The organism is Streptomyces longispororuber (assembly GCF_024448165.1).
In the GTDB taxonomy this organism is placed as follows: Bacteria; Actinomycetota; Actinomycetes; order Streptomycetales; family Streptomycetaceae; genus Streptomyces; species Streptomyces longispororuber_A.
Window position 1 is genome coordinate 1 of record NZ_JAMOLN010000232.1, and the last position, 15,315, is coordinate 15,315.

General features: G+C 68.5%; 14 protein-coding genes and 3 pseudogenes. 6 read left to right on the top strand and 11 right to left on the bottom strand.

What is annotated here, in order from left to right:
* Positions 1–280 precede the first annotated feature (280 nt).
* From M4J07_RS40540 to M4J07_RS48720, 6 genes and pseudogenes are all read right to left on the bottom strand, one after another.
* A complete protein-coding gene (locus M4J07_RS40540) occupies positions 281–829 on the bottom strand; it encodes a hypothetical protein (protein ID WP_255980883.1) in 549 nt (182 codons plus the stop codon).
* Positions 830–2,110: 1,281 nt separating this feature from the next.
* A complete protein-coding gene (locus M4J07_RS40545) occupies positions 2,111–2,413 on the bottom strand; it encodes a hypothetical protein (RefSeq protein ID WP_255980885.1) in 303 nt (100 codons plus the stop codon).
* 48 nt (positions 2,414–2,461) lie between these two features.
* Positions 2,462–2,788, bottom strand: coding sequence for a hypothetical protein (locus M4J07_RS40550; RefSeq protein WP_255980887.1), 327 nt, complete (start codon positions 2,786–2,788; stop codon positions 2,462–2,464).
* A 10-nt stretch (positions 2,789–2,798) separates the two neighbouring features.
* Positions 2,799–3,320, bottom strand: coding sequence for a recombinase family protein (locus M4J07_RS40555; protein WP_255980889.1), 522 nt, complete (start codon positions 3,318–3,320; stop codon positions 2,799–2,801).
* Complete coding sequence (locus tag M4J07_RS40560; RefSeq protein WP_255980891.1) at positions 3,317–3,655, bottom strand: recombinase family protein; 339 nt, start codon at positions 3,653–3,655, stop codon at positions 3,317–3,319. Before M4J07_RS40560 ends, M4J07_RS40555 begins: the two co-directional genes overlap by 4 nt.
* 24 nt (positions 3,656–3,679) lie before the next feature.
* Positions 3,680–3,934 (bottom strand): annotated as a pseudogene (locus M4J07_RS48720) (zinc finger domain-containing protein); the annotation flags it as partial.
* Between the two features lie 875 nt (positions 3,935–4,809).
* Between M4J07_RS48720 and M4J07_RS40565 the strand changes: the two are divergent.
* Together M4J07_RS40565 and M4J07_RS40570 are read left to right on the top strand one after the other, a co-directional pair.
* Complete coding sequence (locus M4J07_RS40565; RefSeq protein ID WP_255980893.1) at positions 4,810–6,108, top strand: hypothetical protein; 1,299 nt, start codon at positions 4,810–4,812, stop codon at positions 6,106–6,108.
* An 18-nt stretch (positions 6,109–6,126) separates the two neighbouring features.
* A pseudogene (locus tag M4J07_RS40570) lies at positions 6,127–6,246 on the top strand (IS5 family transposase); the annotation flags it as partial.
* Between the two features lie 35 nt (positions 6,247–6,281).
* On the opposite strand, the gene M4J07_RS40575 reads toward M4J07_RS40570, so the two are convergent.
* On the bottom strand, positions 6,282–6,899 hold the full coding sequence (locus tag M4J07_RS40575) for a plasmid pRiA4b ORF-3 family protein (protein WP_255980895.1): 618 nt from the start codon (positions 6,897–6,899) through the stop codon (positions 6,282–6,284).
* Between the two features lie 114 nt (positions 6,900–7,013).
* Entirely contained in the window at positions 7,014–7,646 is a 633-nt protein-coding gene (locus tag M4J07_RS40580) for a hypothetical protein (RefSeq protein WP_255980897.1), read from the bottom strand.
* Between the two features lie 353 nt (positions 7,647–7,999).
* Here M4J07_RS40580 and M4J07_RS40585 point away from each other — a divergent pair, with 353 nt between their 5' ends.
* The gene (locus tag M4J07_RS40585) at positions 8,000–8,335 is read left to right on the top strand and encodes a hypothetical protein (RefSeq protein WP_255980899.1); all 336 of its coding nucleotides are present in this window, start codon (positions 8,000–8,002) and stop codon (positions 8,333–8,335) included.
* Between the two features lie 176 nt (positions 8,336–8,511).
* On the opposite strand, the gene M4J07_RS40590 is transcribed toward M4J07_RS40585, so the two are convergent.
* Together M4J07_RS40590 and M4J07_RS40595 are read right to left on the bottom strand one after the other, a co-directional pair.
* Entirely contained in the window at positions 8,512–8,826 is a 315-nt protein-coding gene (locus tag M4J07_RS40590; protein ID WP_255980901.1) for a hypothetical protein, read from the bottom strand.
* A 594-nt stretch (positions 8,827–9,420) separates the two neighbouring features.
* Positions 9,421–10,806 (bottom strand): hypothetical protein, encoded by a 1,386-nt coding sequence (locus M4J07_RS40595; protein ID WP_255980903.1) that lies wholly within the window; start codon positions 10,804–10,806, stop codon positions 9,421–9,423.
* Positions 10,807–10,947: 141 nt separating this feature from the next.
* On the opposite strand from M4J07_RS40595, the gene M4J07_RS40600 reads away from it, so the two are divergent.
* The 3 genes from M4J07_RS40600 to M4J07_RS40610 all read left to right on the top strand — a co-directional run bounded on the left by M4J07_RS40600 (position 10,948) and on the right by M4J07_RS40610 (position 14,784).
* The gene (locus M4J07_RS40600) at positions 10,948–11,076 is read left to right on the top strand and encodes a hypothetical protein (protein WP_255980905.1); all 129 of its coding nucleotides are present in this window, start codon (positions 10,948–10,950) and stop codon (positions 11,074–11,076) included.
* A 106-nt stretch (positions 11,077–11,182) separates the two neighbouring features.
* Positions 11,183–12,760: a hypothetical protein gene (locus M4J07_RS40605; protein ID WP_255980907.1), complete on the top strand. Its 1,578-nt coding sequence runs from the start codon at positions 11,183–11,185 to the stop codon at positions 12,758–12,760.
* A 146-nt stretch (positions 12,761–12,906) separates the two neighbouring features.
* Positions 12,907–14,784, top strand: coding sequence for an ATP-binding cassette domain-containing protein (locus tag M4J07_RS40610; RefSeq protein WP_255980909.1), 1,878 nt, complete (start codon positions 12,907–12,909; stop codon positions 14,782–14,784).
* A 12-nt stretch (positions 14,785–14,796) separates the two neighbouring features.
* Here the strand turns inward: M4J07_RS40610 and M4J07_RS48725 are convergent.
* Positions 14,797–15,146 (bottom strand): annotated as a pseudogene (locus M4J07_RS48725) (helix-turn-helix domain-containing protein); the annotation flags it as partial.
* Between the last annotated feature and the right edge of the window lie 169 nt (positions 15,147–15,315).

Genomic DNA, 15,315 nt, shown 5'->3' on the forward strand with positions numbered 1-15,315 from the left:
CTACCGCAGGGATCACCGCCCGTCACTCCTCCCGACAACACCCCGAATAGAGCAGTAACCATCCGCTACGAACGCAAGAGCCGACACCTCGCAGCTTCCTCAACCTTGCCGCCACCCTGATCTGCTACAAACGGCTTGATGGGGATCTGCGAAATCGGCTCTGGACAACATCTCGTGACGGTCACGATCGGCACCGGGTAGCAATCACGGAGCGGGTCAGGAACTCCCTGGTCATGGGGGACTCATCCGAGTTGAGAGCTGTTGGCTAAGGGAGACCTTGCTACCGGTCAGGTTGCGATGTGCGGTTGTGGGTTCGTTGCAACCTTTCTATCCGCCTCACCTCGGCGATGAGCCTCCATAGTGGCTCCAGAGGCGCGTTCGCCAGACGAAGTAGAGGGACAGCTACGACCCAAAGCATGCCAAGACTGACCGCGATGACGCAGAGCCCCGCACCGAGGGGAACCGGATGGTGGTCGGGCTTCCCAAGCCAAACGAGCGAGAATGCTTCAACCGCAGTTAGAGCGAGTACCAGAAGCGACCAGACAAAGCCCATAGACCAAGCGCCCTTTAGTACCTTCACCTTCGTAGGGCCTGCTGCCATGGCAGCCTGCGCCTCTGTGATGCCTCGGCGAAGGCCTTCAATCTCCTCCACTGTCGTCGGATTGTCAGGAATCGAGGCGAGGGCATTGAGGAAGGGGCGTGTGGAGTCCGAAGCAGCGTCCCGCACGAGTTTGTAGCGCAGGTCCATCTCGACAACGCCCACAAGGACGATCACTGGGGCGACAGCGGCTAGCGTCGCAGCAAGAGGCTCAGTCATTTCTATGGCCATGGCGAGAGGTTCCCACCCGCGGCACCTTGAGCCAACAGTTTCCGGCCGGATCACGCATCCACCTCAGAACACCCAGTCGGAGCCTGCAAGGGGCTGGTCGGGATCTCGCGGACGATCAGGGTCGCAACAGCACGCGGGTGCGGAGGAGCTGGAATGATCCTCGGCCGTACATTTGCCTGTTGATCGTCTTAAACGGTTGATGTGTCCCTCGACCGGCGGCAGCCTGATGCCGACAGCGTTCACCACGGCAGTGGTGTGCCCCTGAGCCGCGGTGACCTTGGCGTGCAGCCGCCCCGATCGGCCGACCATGGGGTTTGCCAGCGTTCCATTTGCGGGACAACTCTGTGCGGCGGTCGGGCCTCACCCCCCCCGGGTCCGGCCGCCCATGCGCCGGACCTTGGTGCCCTGCCTGCTGGCTGAGTCCGCCACTGCTGGGTCCGAACAGGACACCGAGGTCCGGGCTCTCTCGGCCGACCGCCAGCCGCCTGTGCGCTGGCATCACCAGGACGTTGGCCGGCTGTCCAGCTCTCGCTGTCGGGCTGCTGCGAGGCCGGAGGCCGCCGCTGCCGGGTCATCCGGCCGCTGTGTCCGGTCATGGCATCGGCCCGGCCGGCGAGCGACGCGTCGGCGTGCATCCCGGACTCGGACCCGCAACGTGCCCCGGTGGCTCACCGGCGCTGAAGCGGAGGGGTGCGGTTGCCCGTGAGGCAGCTGGCCACGGGTGACGGGCCGTTCGAGCCCGAAGGGGCGGTAGCCTCTCCTGTTCATTCGTCATGCGCCAAGGAGCGTCGGTGAGTCGACTGTTGCGTGTCACGGAACAGGTGGTCGCCGTCGAACGTAGGCAGTTCGCATTGTGTGACGGGACTGCACCTTTCGATGATCACGTCTGGACTCTTCCAGACCGTCCGTCGGGTGGCGGGATGAGTGTGAATCGAGACGGTCTCACGGTGGAAAGCACTCTCCCTGCGCACGAGGCCGATGTGCGTATCGAGTTCTGGGATGGGGAGCCCACGTCAGGGGAGGGCGAGCTGCTCGGAACTGTCTCCATCGACTTGCCGGGAGGCACCATCACGGCTTGGGCCGTGCCGCATGGGCCGGCAGGCGAGGCTGTCGAGCTTGAGGGGCCGGGCTCATACCGGATTCGTGTGCTGCGCTCAGCAGGGGGAGGCGAAACGGCGGCTAGGCTCCAGGAGCATCCGGAGGATCTTCGCGGGCTTGAGCGCTATACAGTCCAGGTTTGGGGGAGCTCCCACTCCGTGTGAGGAGCCGGGGCCCGGTGGGTCATGTGCTGTGTTCGCCTGCGGTGCCGTCGTCGTGAGCGTCCAGTACGGATCGCAATGGCCCGTCGCCGCCGGGGTGTACCTCGAGGTCGTGGGCGCGGGTGATGAGCGCGCGGCGTCCGGGGTAGGCCGGCTCGGCGACGGGCAGGACCCGCTCGTCGCATTCGCCGTAGAAGTACAGGACGCCGTCGACGAGTTCGGTTCTCCAAGCGTCGGTCGGCCACCGGGCCAGCAGTGCGTCGGGGGTGAACCGGGTGTGAGTAGTTGCGGTACAGGAAATCCCGGTGAGAACGATCATGGTCATGAGCTGAGCGTCGTACGACCCGAACGAGGGCGGCGACGTCGGCCTCAGCTACAGGAGTCCGCGTTCGCGGGCGATCCAGCAGGCCGCGGTGATCCGGTTGTGGATCTCGCCTCCGGTCCGGTCCTGGAGCCCTTCGGGCAGGTCGTCCATGCTGTCGGTGAGGATCTGGTCGGCGCGCGTCATCACGTGGACGTACAGCGTCAGCGCGGGCAGCGTCACCTCGCCGAACGAGGCTGCGACCATGTCTTCTACGTCATGGGCGTAGAATTCCAGGAGTTGCTTGCCGCGGTGTCCGGGCGACAGGAAGTCGTCGATGTTCGCCCCGGCGGCGTTGTCGAGCCAGTCCCGCAGAGTCGGCCATGATCTGTCGCTCATCCCCCGAGTATCAGCGGTTCACGGCCCTCTGCCCGGCATCGGTGGCGCGGGGCGAGGGGAGTTCACCGGCCTGGAGGGCAACGAAGTCGGCGTGAGCCGCCTCGATGGCCTCGGGGTACGCCGTCCTCTTCGCGTGCTCGGCGAGCGCCCGGTAGAGGCTCGCCACCGAGGGGTTGCGTCCCTTGCGCTTGCCGGTGGGGATGATCAGGTCGGGTTGGATCTGCTCGACCGACTCGCCGTCCGCGCGGCGCCGCAGCACGGTGTGCAGCATGTCGTCGGTGACGACCGGCGGCCGACCGCCGTGCTTGCCCTTGCGGGCCGCCATGTCGAGGCCCTCCAGCGTCGACTCGCCGATGTTCTCCCGCTCGGTCTCCGCCATCGCCGCGAAGAACGCGAACAGCAGTGTCCCCGGCCCGGTGGGGTCGTAGATGCCGGGCAGCGGCCCGACGAGCATCTCCAGGATGAGGCCGTGGGCGGTCAGATGGTCGGCGAGCGCGGTAAGTTCGGCGGCGTCGCGGCCGAGCCGCTTCATCTCGTACACGGTAAGGATGACCCAGCAGTGCGGGCGTGCGCCTTGACCTCCCGTGCGGTCCGCAGCGCCTCCTCGAACTTCGGGCGGATCCGTACGCGGGTGCTGACCTTCTCGCTGAACACCTTGTCCCTCGGGACCCCATGCTTCACCAGCGCGTCGAGCTGGGAGTCGAGTTCCTGGCCGAGGGTCGAGCAGCAGGCGTAGCCGATGCGAATGTCCGCGCTGGGCAGGTCCGGGTCGATCGGGGCCGGCGGCGCCGTGCCGGGCCGCCAGGGCTGGCCGGGCCTGCGGTCGGCGGGGGTAGGAACCCGCAGCAGCTTCGCCAGCCGGGTCACCTTGGTGAAGCTGCGGGTGTGGTAGGCGGAGGTGACCGCGCCGGAACGCGAGCGGCACGGTGAGCCGGGATGTGCGTCGCACTTCGGGCAAACGTGCCGTTCGACGTCGTCGGCGTCCGAGTGGGCGGCCGGGGAGGGCTGCTGAGGGTCCGTTATGAGCTCGGATTCTCGCACAATGAAACTCTCACAAGGGGGTCCGTTCCCTGAGTGAGAACGGGTTGTCAGAACCAGTCGAGGTTCAACGGGCCGACGGAGGCCCGTTGTTGACCTTGCTCTCACAAAGGACCGATTATGAGAACTCAGCAGATGGGCCGACGCTGCCTGAGCGCCGGCCCATGCGGCCGGGAGCGCGGCAACGCGCCGGCCAAATCCCTGCGCGCCGTCGGTCGCAGCCCAAGAGCCTCAGGGGGAAGCGAGAGCTTCACGCCCCGATACAACTCGGGACCCTCACTCCGTTGGCCCCATCGTGACCGACGCAGCCCTCCCCGGCAAGGTTGGCTAGCCACCGAAAAGTGCCAAGTACTTTACCCTTCTTCGACTCCGTGCGCTCTGACCTGCGGTTCTTGTGGTTGAGGGAAACCACGGACGGGCGACGGCGACAAGATCCAGCGCAGTGGAGTTCACCCTGGGTAGCTGCGGGGTAGCGCCCGCCGGCGATTGCCGGGCAAGCTCCAAGTCGGCAGGGAGCGCCACGGTGAGCGGCAACTCGTCCTGTATTTCGCGTTCCTGCCGGCAACTTAACCGCAGCCCAAGATTTAAGGAGCTCTTGCGTGTCAGCACCTCGCAGCATTTCTCCGGCCGACTTGCTATCCGCAACCGCGCCGGACCGCGACACGTCTTCCGCAGTGCGTAGGGCCTCCTGGCCCGAGGCAACCGTCGTCATCGCCCTCGTATTGGTCTCTGCCGCACTGGCGTTCGCCGGGGTCGCGGTTGAGAGTGTTCTCGCCCTCACCTCGGGCTCCGCTCTTACCGCGGCGTTCACCGTTCGAGTTCTCGGCGGCTGCAGCCCTCGGCGGGTCCGTGCCGCGCTCAAGCAACTGCTGTCGCCTCCCAGCGGCGAGTAAACGCCTTCGTGCCTGTTGCCGCAGCTCAATGAGCTGCGGCAACAGGCACAGAAAAGATCCGTACCTATAACTTGGGGGTACCCATTGGTAATGGAACCTTTTCAGCCACCCGGGGACGGACTCATTCCAGCGTTCGACAATCTCATCCAGTTCCTGCGAAAGCTCCGCGATGATGCGGGCCACGACAACCTCACACTGGCCCAGCTGCTAGGGGAGAACAAGCGGACGATACAACGCACCGCGCAGGATGTTGTGAACCAGGTCGGCGGGCAGCCGAGGGTGAGGACGCCGCCAGACCGCAAGCTGGTCACAGCGTGGGCACGGGTCTGCGGTGGGAGTACCGACGTGACCGTAGAACTCTGGCGGCGGGCCCAGCTCCAATATCAGGAGTACCGCACGGAAGCCGTCGGCAAGCACCTCGGGAGATTCCTCTTCAGCAGTCCTCCTGATCCCGAGACCGTCGCTACCAATGAGCAATTCCGGGTCGTGCTACGAACGCTTTACCACATGGACGGCGCACCCTCGCTGACAAAAATGGCGGAGCGCTCCAACCTGCCGGTAGACGTGATCCGCAGCATTCGGAACGCCGAGAGTATGTGGCGGTATTTTCCCGGGTTCCATGAAGGGTTCGTCGTCCGAACCGAAGAGCATCTACGAGGCTACCTGACCGGCATTGAAGTCGAGGATCAGGAACCGTGGGTTCGGGCCTGGGGTCGGGCCATGCGGTACAGAAGTCTTTGCGACCTTCCTGCCCTCATCAATTGCCACGGTGTGACGTACTCCGACCTGGCGATGGCCCTCCAGGCGCGCGACGACAACCTGGACACGATGCTCGCGGACATTGGCCACGACGCATACTGCCCACTGCACGGATGTCGGGCGAACCCTGCCCGCAACCTCGACCAGGCCCTACCTGCCGAAACCCGTCTTAGCGCGCTACCACCCACACATATTGCCGACGAAGAGGAACTTCGTTGGTCGCTCAGAGTGTTGGGGCGCACGCTGCTGGGGCCGAACAGGGAACACCGCTCGTCCGGCCAGATGCTAATGGCGGCCAACCGGCTGGCAATGCGAAAGCTGGGACCGAACGCCACGGTCGAACTGAAAGGGGCACGCCTGGAAGACTTTGTCTGGGGCCAAGCGACTCCGCAGAAGAAGGAAATGGTGGCATACCTGGACGGGTGTGGGGTGAGTGTGGAGGATGTGCCGCTGTGGATGGCAGCCTGGGAGCGTGTGCGGGACCGGGGGTTCGAGAAAGTCGATCGACTGCTGTGGGAGCGCCGCTGGGTGTTTTGCGACGTGGCGGCGCTACTCCGCGATCCAAACAGCCGGCGATACCTGAAGGAGCAGATCTCGGCAGGCCGCGGGCGCACTGACGATACGGCGTGACGGTGAGCGGAGGACTGTCACCGCTGCCTCGCCCGTGACTACGGACGGCACGCACACCGCTCTGAAGCCATGATTCACCTCGCGATGGTTGATCTCATGGCCCGCCGTCGCACCGGCGAAGCCATCTGGCGCGGATCTGACCCGGGACCAAACGCACACGGCGAAACACTCAGTCAGCCTGCTGGGGCTGTTGGGGGTCGGTGGTCCGTCATGGTTTGGGTGAGGGTGTATTGGCCGGGGCAGTGGTGGGTGAGGTGGGTGGCCTCAGGGGCGTTGGGCCAGGGCCACGGCTGGTGTGGTGGGTTGGGGACGGGGTGTTCCCCGTCGTCGCTGTCCCACATCCGTCCGTAGGGGTCGGGGATGGTGCCCCAGCCCCAGTAGGGCATCGGCCGGTGGGGAACGATGCCGAGGGTGGTGAGGGGATCGATCGGCTGTGCGCCGGTCTGGCAGGCGTGGCGCCACTGGTCGCCGAGGTCGAAGACGTACCCGAACTGGTCGCCGGGCTGGAGGACGTCGGCGATGCGGGTGTGATCGGCATCCAGCTCGGCCTCCGGGTCTTCGATCTCGGCGAACCGGTGCTCGATGGCCCGCTTTCCCCTGGTCGGGAAGTCGAACTCATGGAGGTGGCTGCGGTCCCAACGTGCGAAGGCGTCATCGATCGCCTCGGCCAGCAGGTGCAGGGTGTGCCGCGTACTCACGGCGAAGATGCGGCCCGGGCGCGGCCACAGCTCACCACTCATCCCGCCCCCGGTGAGCTCGACCCGCACGCTCCACCACTGCTCCCTCGTCATGGTGCCAGCATGCCGCGCCCGTCGTCCGCGCTCTGGGACTGTCCCGCTAAACCACTCTGGCCGGGGACAGCTCTGCGAGAATGGCCCAGCCTGAGTGGGATGCCCGCGCTGCCGTCAGGTGTCTTCTGCTGTGTCGTGCGCGGCGGCTTTGGCGGCCAGGACGTCTTCGATGAATGCGCGTGCCTCGACGGCTTCTTGAGCTTGACGGGCTGTTTCGCGTTCGAGGCGGTGCAGGATCTGCTGGTAGGCCTCGCGGTTGTGTACGGGCTGCTGCACGCGGGAGAGGAACCACGTGTACATTTCGATGTTCTCGCCGGGGACCGACAGGCGTACGTCGCCGTGGAGGTCATCGAGCCAGCCGTGGGCGTGGGCCAGATTCAGGCTGTCTTCGACCACGTTGTGGGCCAGGCCGGTGCGGGCGACGAGGTCGGGATAGGTGAAGCTGACGCCTCTTGTGTCGGTCAGCCGTGCTGTCCCCACCCGGTCGGCCAGTGCGAACAGGCAGACCCGCACCGAGTCCGGCAGATCCGCTGCCAGCATCTTCTCCAGGTAGTACTCGCGTTCATCGGCGAGATTCTCCGGGGTGTGGGCCAGGGCGCGGGTGCGTGCGTGCCGCTCGGCCCGTTCCCGTTCGTCCTGCTCACGAGCGGCCGCGAGCTCCTTCGCGGCCTGCCGGTAGGGGAGGCCCGTCTTCTCGGCGCGGGCGCGTACACGGGCTTTGTGGGCATTGGAGCCGCGTTTCGTCATGTGGCTTCTCCAGGGGGTTGTCCACGCTCCTCCCAGGTCAGCAGACGACGTCGACCAGTGAAGATGCACGGGCCCGTGCCGACAGCGGTCGGGGGAGCCTGGCCGGACTGGGTCACAAGCGGCGTGGACGCCGTGACGGCGGCGGGGCGTTCGTGTCATGCCCTGCCAGCAGCCTACGACACCGGGGGTGCGGCACGGCTCAACGCTGGCGTCTGCGGGCGTGTCAGCTGTGTCAAAGCCCTGATCGCCGCCGCGCGCCACTGTGACTGAGCGCTCCAATTGGCCAGTTGAGCGCGGCCTTGTCCGGCGAGCATCCGCCCCGCTGTACTGAGGGAATGACGAACACCCCCGTCGTGAGCTTTGAGCCAGTGAAGTACGCCGCGTGCGCCCTCCCCGTGGGGCACCCCGACTACGCGGACTACGTGATCCGGGTCATCCTCCGCCCTCATGGCCAGTGGGAGGTCTTCCATGCCGGTCCGCAGGGTGAGGGTGGCCACGGTGGCAAGTACCTGAACGCCGACGGCAGGTGGTGCGCCCCCGATGAGCACGACTGGTGGTCCCGCGATGAGCACCTCTTCGATCTCGACACTGCGCGTGCCCTGGCTATGGACGCCGCGGTGACCGTCGCCGTGCACGGCCGCACCGCCGCCGACGTGATCGCCGCCGACGAGTCGGCAGTGGTCCGCTGACGCCGGTGGCCACTGCTAACGCTCACCGGCCAGGCCGCTCGGTCACAGTCACCCATGTGAGGGAGCGACAGAGGGCCGCGGGGTCAGGTTGTTCTTGGCGTAGGCGGAGTCGGCCCAGACAAGTGGCGATCTCCGGGTGCATCAGGGCGAGACGGAACAGTAACTCCCGGGCCACGTCAGGGCATCCAGGCCGGCTGGAAGTCGCGTGAGTGCATGAACTCGCAGGCCAGCAGGCGCAGTTGCTGGTCGGCGATCTGCCCGGTCGGGCCGGCCGTGCCGAGGTAGGCGACGACGGTCTCCTCGAGGAAGCGGGCTCGATTATCGGCAGCATGGACTGAGCTGCGGGCCTGAGCGGTCGCCGCGTCCTTGGGTATGTCGAGCATCTGTCCGGCCATCGTGGTCAGGGCGGAGCCGATCTCCTGCGCTCTGCGCAGTTCTTCGGCGTAGTTGCCCCGCAGAAAGTTGACGATCTCCGCCTGCAGCTTGGTCACGTGGTGGATGCCTCCTCGGACACGGGGAGTGGACACGGCGCTGGCAGCCCCTCGTGTGCGCTCGTGAGAAGGGCTCGGTGGAGCAGTGGCTGCTCCGCCGAGACCCATCCTCCGCCCCCAGGCAGGTCACACACTAGGTGCCGTGGCGCCGCAGTGAGGTCCCCTTGGCGCACTTTCCTTCACCAGTGGTCACGGTCCGCCAGGCTTCACCGGCACGGTCACCTGATCGAGTGATCTGCAAGTCCCGGCTGGTGTGTCAGGTGTGGCGGGTGCGTTGGGTGCCCCAGAAGACGGAGCGGGCTGCGCGGATGCGGGTGGCCTGGCGTTCGGGGTCACGTGCGTGTGTGTAGGCGGTGAGCAGTGTGTGGGCAGTCACTGGCTGACGGGTGCCGTCGGGCGGGGTGCGCCACATGTACGCGTGGGACTGCACGAGGTGCCCCCGTCGCAATGTCCAGTACGCCAGGAGTGCGCGTTGTTGGTCGTGGCCGGCGGCAAGGACCTCGGTGTTCCACGAGCCGATGCCCAGGTGGGCCCGCCGACGACCCGGATACCGGAGACCTTCGTCGGTGCAGGTAGCTGTGAGTGGCCGGACACTCATGCCTGTGTGAGGAAGTCACGACTGCGCTCATCGAGTTCTACTGCCGCGCGTACCCCGCGCGCCCGGAATGCCCGAAGATTGCTGCGCATGCTCTTGACGGCCCTGCGGGTGCGCACGGACCGCACTCCGGCCATGTGGTCCATGGACCGTGACCAGGCGTCGCAGGCCTGCTCGATCCGCCCCCGCTTGAGGTACATCTCGGCTTCCGCCACCAGGTCCAGGGCGACGATGCGGGCGAAGGCGTCGGGCCGTGACGCGGCGGCCCGCCCGTACTCCACCGCGGCCGCATCGTGGTCGCCGAGCGCCTCGAGGACCTTCGCTGCCCGCGAGTGCACCGAGCCGACCGGCGGCCCCCACGCCAGCGCCCAGAACGGCACCTCGTCCCCGCGGCCGGTGCCCTCGGTGAGCAGCGCGTGCGCCTGCTTCGTCTCGGTGACGGCGGCCCGGGGCCGGCCGCTCTTGGCGAGGGTGTGCGCGTGCACGATGCGGAACAGAGCCTCGGTCTGGCTGTCGACGTGTCCCTTGGCCCGGTTCAGGCCGGTCTCGGCCAGGCCCTGGCAGTGCTCGGGCTTGTGCAGCTTGAGGCCCTGCATCGCCATGGTGCGCATCACGAAGCCGTCGTGCCCGCGCACGCCCGACTCGACGGCGAGCGAGTAGGACTGCAGGTAGTAGCGCTGTGCGAGGGACTGCGAGCCCGCGTCGTACGCCTTCCAGCCCGCGAGGTGCACGCCCCGGCTGGCCGCCGACAGCATCTGGCGACGTACCTCGTCGGTGAGGAACCGGCCCCGGCACAAAGGGGCTACGTCGTCACGCAGGTAGGTGATCAGGGCGGTGCGGCCGTGCTGACCGCCGTGGCGCTCATCCATCTCGGAGAACGCGCCCACCATGTCGCGGACCGCCTGGACCTCGGCCATGCCGATCGTCGAGCCGCTGCGCGCGGCCTGCCCGGTGCGGGCCGTCAGGTCGATGACGGTCTCCAGCGGCAGCGCGGCGGCAGCCACCGAGTAGGCGGACGTCCGCAGGAAATCACGCCGGTCCAACTCGTGCCTCCATAGCGGCATCAGGGCGTCGATGGGGTCGACGGACAGGGACAGTCCCATGCTGTCACCGTCCGGGCCCGGTGACGCATCGGACCCGAGACCGATGTCGGCGACGGTCAGGATCCGGCCCAGTCTGCGGGAGAGCGCGATCGCAAGGAACCGGCCGGTCTTCTCGGCCGGGGGTGTACCGCGGACCCAGTGCGCCAAGTTCGACTTGTTGGTGCGCAGCGCCTCGCCGTGCTCGGCGGCCACCGTCCGCACCAGCGCGGCCAGCCCGTCATAGGTCATCTGCGACTCGTCGATGAGTGCCTTGAGCCTTGCGTTCGGTGTGCGCTCGGCCATCGCGACCCCTGCCCTCGATAAACCCGATAAACCGTTGCGCCTGCCCTTCACGCTACCCGTCAACTGGCTGTTCTACGACGCTAGTTGGTGAACCGCCGGGGGCTGTTGCGGCCATCGGATCGACGTAGCTGGGAGGCACGAATGAAGATCGACCAGAACCTCTGGGAGTCCGTGTTCGCCGGACCGAAGCGCACCGCCGCGACGGACGTCGACGACCGCTTCAACGACAAGGCGCCCGAGTCGTCGGACCAGGGCCGGTTCGAGGACTGACCCGGCTGACCTGATCCGTACTGCGTCTGCCTAGCACCACCGGGGCCCGCGCCCGGCCGAGAGCCGCGCGGGCCCCGTCTGCATCCACCACAGCAAGGGAGTCAACATGCTGGCGTGTTCCATCGACCTCGAGGCCCCGGCCGCACCGTGGCGCTGGGAGGGACAGACGGCCGGATGGCGGCGCGGCCCTGGCGACTGCATCCGCCCGCTCATCCACCCGGCGCTGGAGACCCGCGCGGCCACCGACGGCTCCCGCACCCTGATCTGGGTACGCGAACGGGCCGCCGGACGCTCCTCGCTGCTGCTGAGCCCGCGCCCGACCCGCCTCGCCCCGGACGCCTACGAGCGGGCCGTCCAGGAGTGTCGCGACTGGCCGCTGCAGAGCATCTGGATCGAGACGGACCGGGCCGGGGCCACCGTGTCGACCGGCCTCGGCGGCGTGTGCCCGCTCTACCTCGCCCACGCGGGCGGTACCCTGTCCGGCTCCTGGCAGTTGATGGACCTGGACCCGCACCTCGGCGCGGACGCCCTCGACGAGCGCGAGGTGATGCGGCTGCTGACCGGCCGCATCCGCTACGGCCACGACACCGTGTTCAGCACGGTGAAGCTGCTGTCCGAACGCTCGACCGCGCACGCCGACGCCGCTGGGCTGTGCATGGCCTACCCGCAAGAGGTGGAACGCGCCCTGCCGGATGAGCTCGCCGAAGGCGTCGACGGCGAGATCCTGGTGAAGGCATGGGAGGCGGTGGCCGCGCATGCGATGTCCCGCCGCCCGCTGGCGCCGACCAGGACCGCCGCCCAGCTTTCCGGCGGCATGGACTCCACGAACCTCGCCATCTCCCTCGCCATTCAGCACCCGGGCGCGATCACCGCGTGCGCCATGCTCATCGGCGGCGACGCGGCCGCCCAGCAGATCACCCGCCGCCGCATCGTCGTGGACCGATTCCCCTTCACCTCCGACGTGACCGTGGCCGCCTCCGACCATCCGGCACTGTTCCCGGGTGGCCTGCGCCGCACCCGCCCCGAGGCGATCAGCCCGCTTGACGAGCCGCACCTGGAGGCTGCCGACGCGCTCGCCCAGGCCGTGCGCGCCCGCGAACTGCACACCGTCGTCTGCGGCTTCGGCGGCGATGAGGTCGCCCGCTGGCGCGAGCCGTCGAGCATCCCGGCCCCGGCCGCCGTGCCCGCCTGGAGCGGCCCCCGCATCCGCGATCTGCTCGGCGAGGTCAACGAGGGTATTGCCCCCACGACCGTGGCACCGGAGACAGCGCTCGTCGCCCTGCAGGTCTCCACCCCGCTGTACGCCCGCCGGGGCCTGTGGACCCTCGCCCCGTTCACTGACCCGGACATGGTCGACTTCGGGCGGCGCCTGCCGCTGCAGTGGCGGAAAGACAAGCGGCTGCTCCACGACCGGCTCGCGCTCCGCGGCCTGCCCGACGACGTGGTCAACCCGAGGCACCCCGAGAACTTCGGGCCGCTCATGGACCGGGCCATCCACGAGTACGCCACCGGCCTGCTGCGCTCCTGGGGCAACGACCTCCACCTCGTCGACCAAGGGTTCGTCGACGCGGCCGCCCTCGCCGAGACGGTCGAGCGGGCCTCCATCGGCCCCGCCGAGGCCCGTCCGTACCGCACCGGCCTGTTCCTCATCACGGCCCTGGAACTGTCCCTGCGCGCCCTGTAGCGTCCCCGGCGGCCGCCCGTCCCGATACGGCGGCCGGCGACGCGCCCAGAAGGGCCACAGGAGGCCGTCTGGACTCCTCGTCCATCACGCGGGCGAACTCGGCTCAATCCGCTCCGCAGCCCCAACCCGCGCGCCAGGATGGCCGGGTGACGCGCCCCGCAACCACCCCGAAAACCCCGCCCGCACAGCAGGTCGCCTTCCAGGACAACGACCGCTACGACGACATCGCCACCGCCACGTGGTGGGCCATGGCCGCCCGCCTGCCGCGCACCCTCGGCGCCGCGATCCGCCTCGGCTGGGCCTGCGACCGGCCCGCCATGCTGTGGCTCGCCGCCTGCCAGCTCGTCGTCGCCGCCGCCTCCGCCACAGCGCTCGCCGCCCTGCCCGGCGCGATGAGCCACCTGTTCGCCGGCGCCAGCGTCGCCGACCGCATCCACGCCGCGACCCCGGCCCTGATCGTCGTCGCGTCCGCCACCGCGATCCGCGCCGGCGCCGACGCGTGCGCCGTGTACGCCGCCGCCCGCCTGGCGCCCGAGGTCGCCACCGAAGCGGACCGCGAGATCCTGGCCGTCGCCCCGCACGTCGAGCTGGAAGCGTACGACCGGCCCGGCTACTCCGACCGCCTGCAGGCCGCAGGCAAGGGCGCCGAAGCCACCGAGGACCTGATCGGCGACGCGCAGGCCCTCATCTCCGCACTCGCCCAACTCGCGGCGGCCGCGTCCGTGCTGACGGTCCTGCACCCCGTGCTGCTGCCCCTGCTCGTCCTGGCCGTGCTGCCCAAGGGCGCGGCAGCCATCACCACCGCGCGCATCAAGCACCGCGCCGACCACCGCACCGTCGCCGACCAGCACCTGCGCTTCCTCGTGCGCTACTACTCGACGAACCAGCGCAGCGCCGCCGAAGTCCGCGCCACCACCATGAGCGGCTTCCTGAACACCTGGTACGCGCAGATCACCGACCGGATCAAGGCCGCCCACCGCCAGGCCGCCCCGCGGATCCTGCGCGCCACCCTCCTCGGCGCCACCGCGAGCGGCCTCATGCTCGCCGTCACCTGGGCCGCCCTCGGCTGGCTCGCCGCCACCGGCCGCATGGACCTGGCCGTCGCCGCCACCGCCGTCATCGCCGTACGCACCTCCACCGGCGCCCTGACCGCCGTGGTGATGGCCATGTCCCGCCTGTTCCGCACCTCCCTGTACCTGGAGGACTGGCGGGCCTTCCTGCGCCTCGCCGCCTCGCTGCGCACCGAACGCGGCACTCGGCAGATCCCCGCGACCGCTCCGGCCGTCATCCGCGCCGAGAACGTCGCCTACGCCTACCCGGGCAGCGACACCCCCTCCGTCGACGGCGTCAGCCTCACCCTGCGCCGGGGCCAACTCGTCGCCCTCGTCGGCGAGAACGGCAGCGGGAAGACGACCCTCTCAGCGCTGCTCACCGGACTGCGCGTCGCCAACCGGGGCGGGAAGGTCACCTGGGACGGCATCGACCTCGCTGACGCCGACCCGTACAGCGTGTGGCCCCGCGTCGGCCTCGTCCCGCAGGACTACACGCGCTGGCCGGTCTCCCTGCGCGAGAACATCAACCTCGGCCAGCCCCGCAGCGACGACGACACCCTGCTCCTGGAGGCGGCCGCCGCAGCCGGCGCCGACGAGGTGATCGCGAAAGTCCCGTACGGCCTGGACACGCTCGTCGCCTCCTCCAACTGGGGCGGCACCGACCTGTCCGGCGGGCAGTGGCAGCGCCTCGCCGTCGCCCGCGCCTTCTACCGCGATGCCGCGATGCTCATGCTGGACGAGCCCACCAGCGCCATGGACGCCCGCGCCGAGCACAAGGTCATCAGCCGGTTCAAGCAACTCGCAGCAGGCAAGACCGCGATCTTCGTGACGCACAACCTGGAGAACGCGAGAATCGCCGACCACATCGTGGTCCTTAACGACGGCCGAGTTACCGAGGAGGGCACCTGGGGCGAACTCATGGACCTCGGCGGCCACCTCGCAGAGCTCTACAAGCTCTCTCAGGACCGGTAAGACAGACATAGGACGCGTCCGTTCTCCGGGTTTGTAGCAGGCCAGGGCGGCGATGGAGAAACGGCGCTGGGACCGGCCCCGCACCCGGACCACGGGCGTGTGCCCCCGCCTGGACCAGGGCCGAGAAGTGGGCGGCGTCATCGAGAACCCGGCCTCGTCTTCGAAGACGATGAAGGCACCGAGCGCCGCCGCGGCGCTTCCACCTGCGGCCATGTGTCCTTCACCCAGCCGGTCACCTTGTCCTCGTCACGCTCCAGGGCCCGCCTCGCCGGGACCTGGTGGCTCCAGCCGTGACGCCGCAGCATCTGCGCGATGGTCGACAGAGTGATGGTCTTATGGAACCGGCGCCCGATCAGAGGTGCGGGGCGGTGTCCCACTGGGCCCGGATGATGCGGGGATTGGCATGGCACGCTGCCAACCACTGTTCCCCGTTCATGAGTTCACCGTAGGCGTGATCGAAGCCTGCGTCAGGGGAATCCCGTCGCAGCCGGCGGGGTGCGCTGTCTGGACGGCACGTGGCACCCTCATCCT

What these genes read in the sequence shown, in the direction of transcription:
- M4J07_RS40600 (WP_255980905.1), top strand. Translation starts at nt 10,948, where the DNA reads ATGAAGATCGACCAGAACCTCTGGGAGTCCGTGTTCGCCGGACCGAAG.
- M4J07_RS40575 (WP_255980895.1), bottom strand. Translation starts at nt 6,899, where the DNA reads ATGACGAGGGAGCAGTGGTGGAGCGTGCGGGTCGAGCTCACCGGGGGC.
- M4J07_RS40540 (WP_255980883.1), bottom strand. Translation starts at nt 829, where the DNA reads ATGGCCATAGAAATGACTGAGCCTCTTGCTGCGACGCTAGCCGCTGTC.
- M4J07_RS40605 (WP_255980907.1), top strand. Translation starts at nt 11,183, where the DNA reads ATGCTGGCGTGTTCCATCGACCTCGAGGCCCCGGCCGCACCGTGGCGC.
- M4J07_RS40565 (WP_255980893.1), top strand. Translation starts at nt 4,810, where the DNA reads ATGGAACCTTTTCAGCCACCCGGGGACGGACTCATTCCAGCGTTCGAC.
- M4J07_RS40550 (WP_255980887.1), bottom strand. Translation starts at nt 2,788, where the DNA reads ATGAGCGACAGATCATGGCCGACTCTGCGGGACTGGCTCGACAACGCC.
- M4J07_RS40595 (WP_255980903.1), bottom strand. Translation starts at nt 10,806, where the DNA reads ATGGCCGAGCGCACACCGAACGCAAGGCTCAAGGCACTCATCGACGAG.
- M4J07_RS40545 (WP_255980885.1), bottom strand. Translation starts at nt 2,413, where the DNA reads ATGACCATGATCGTTCTCACCGGGATTTCCTGTACCGCAACTACTCAC.
- M4J07_RS40555 (WP_255980889.1), bottom strand. Translation starts at nt 3,320, where the DNA reads ATGAAGCGGCTCGGCCGCGACGCCGCCGAACTTACCGCGCTCGCCGAC.
- M4J07_RS40580 (WP_255980897.1), bottom strand. Translation starts at nt 7,646, where the DNA reads ATGACGAAACGCGGCTCCAATGCCCACAAAGCCCGTGTACGCGCCCGC.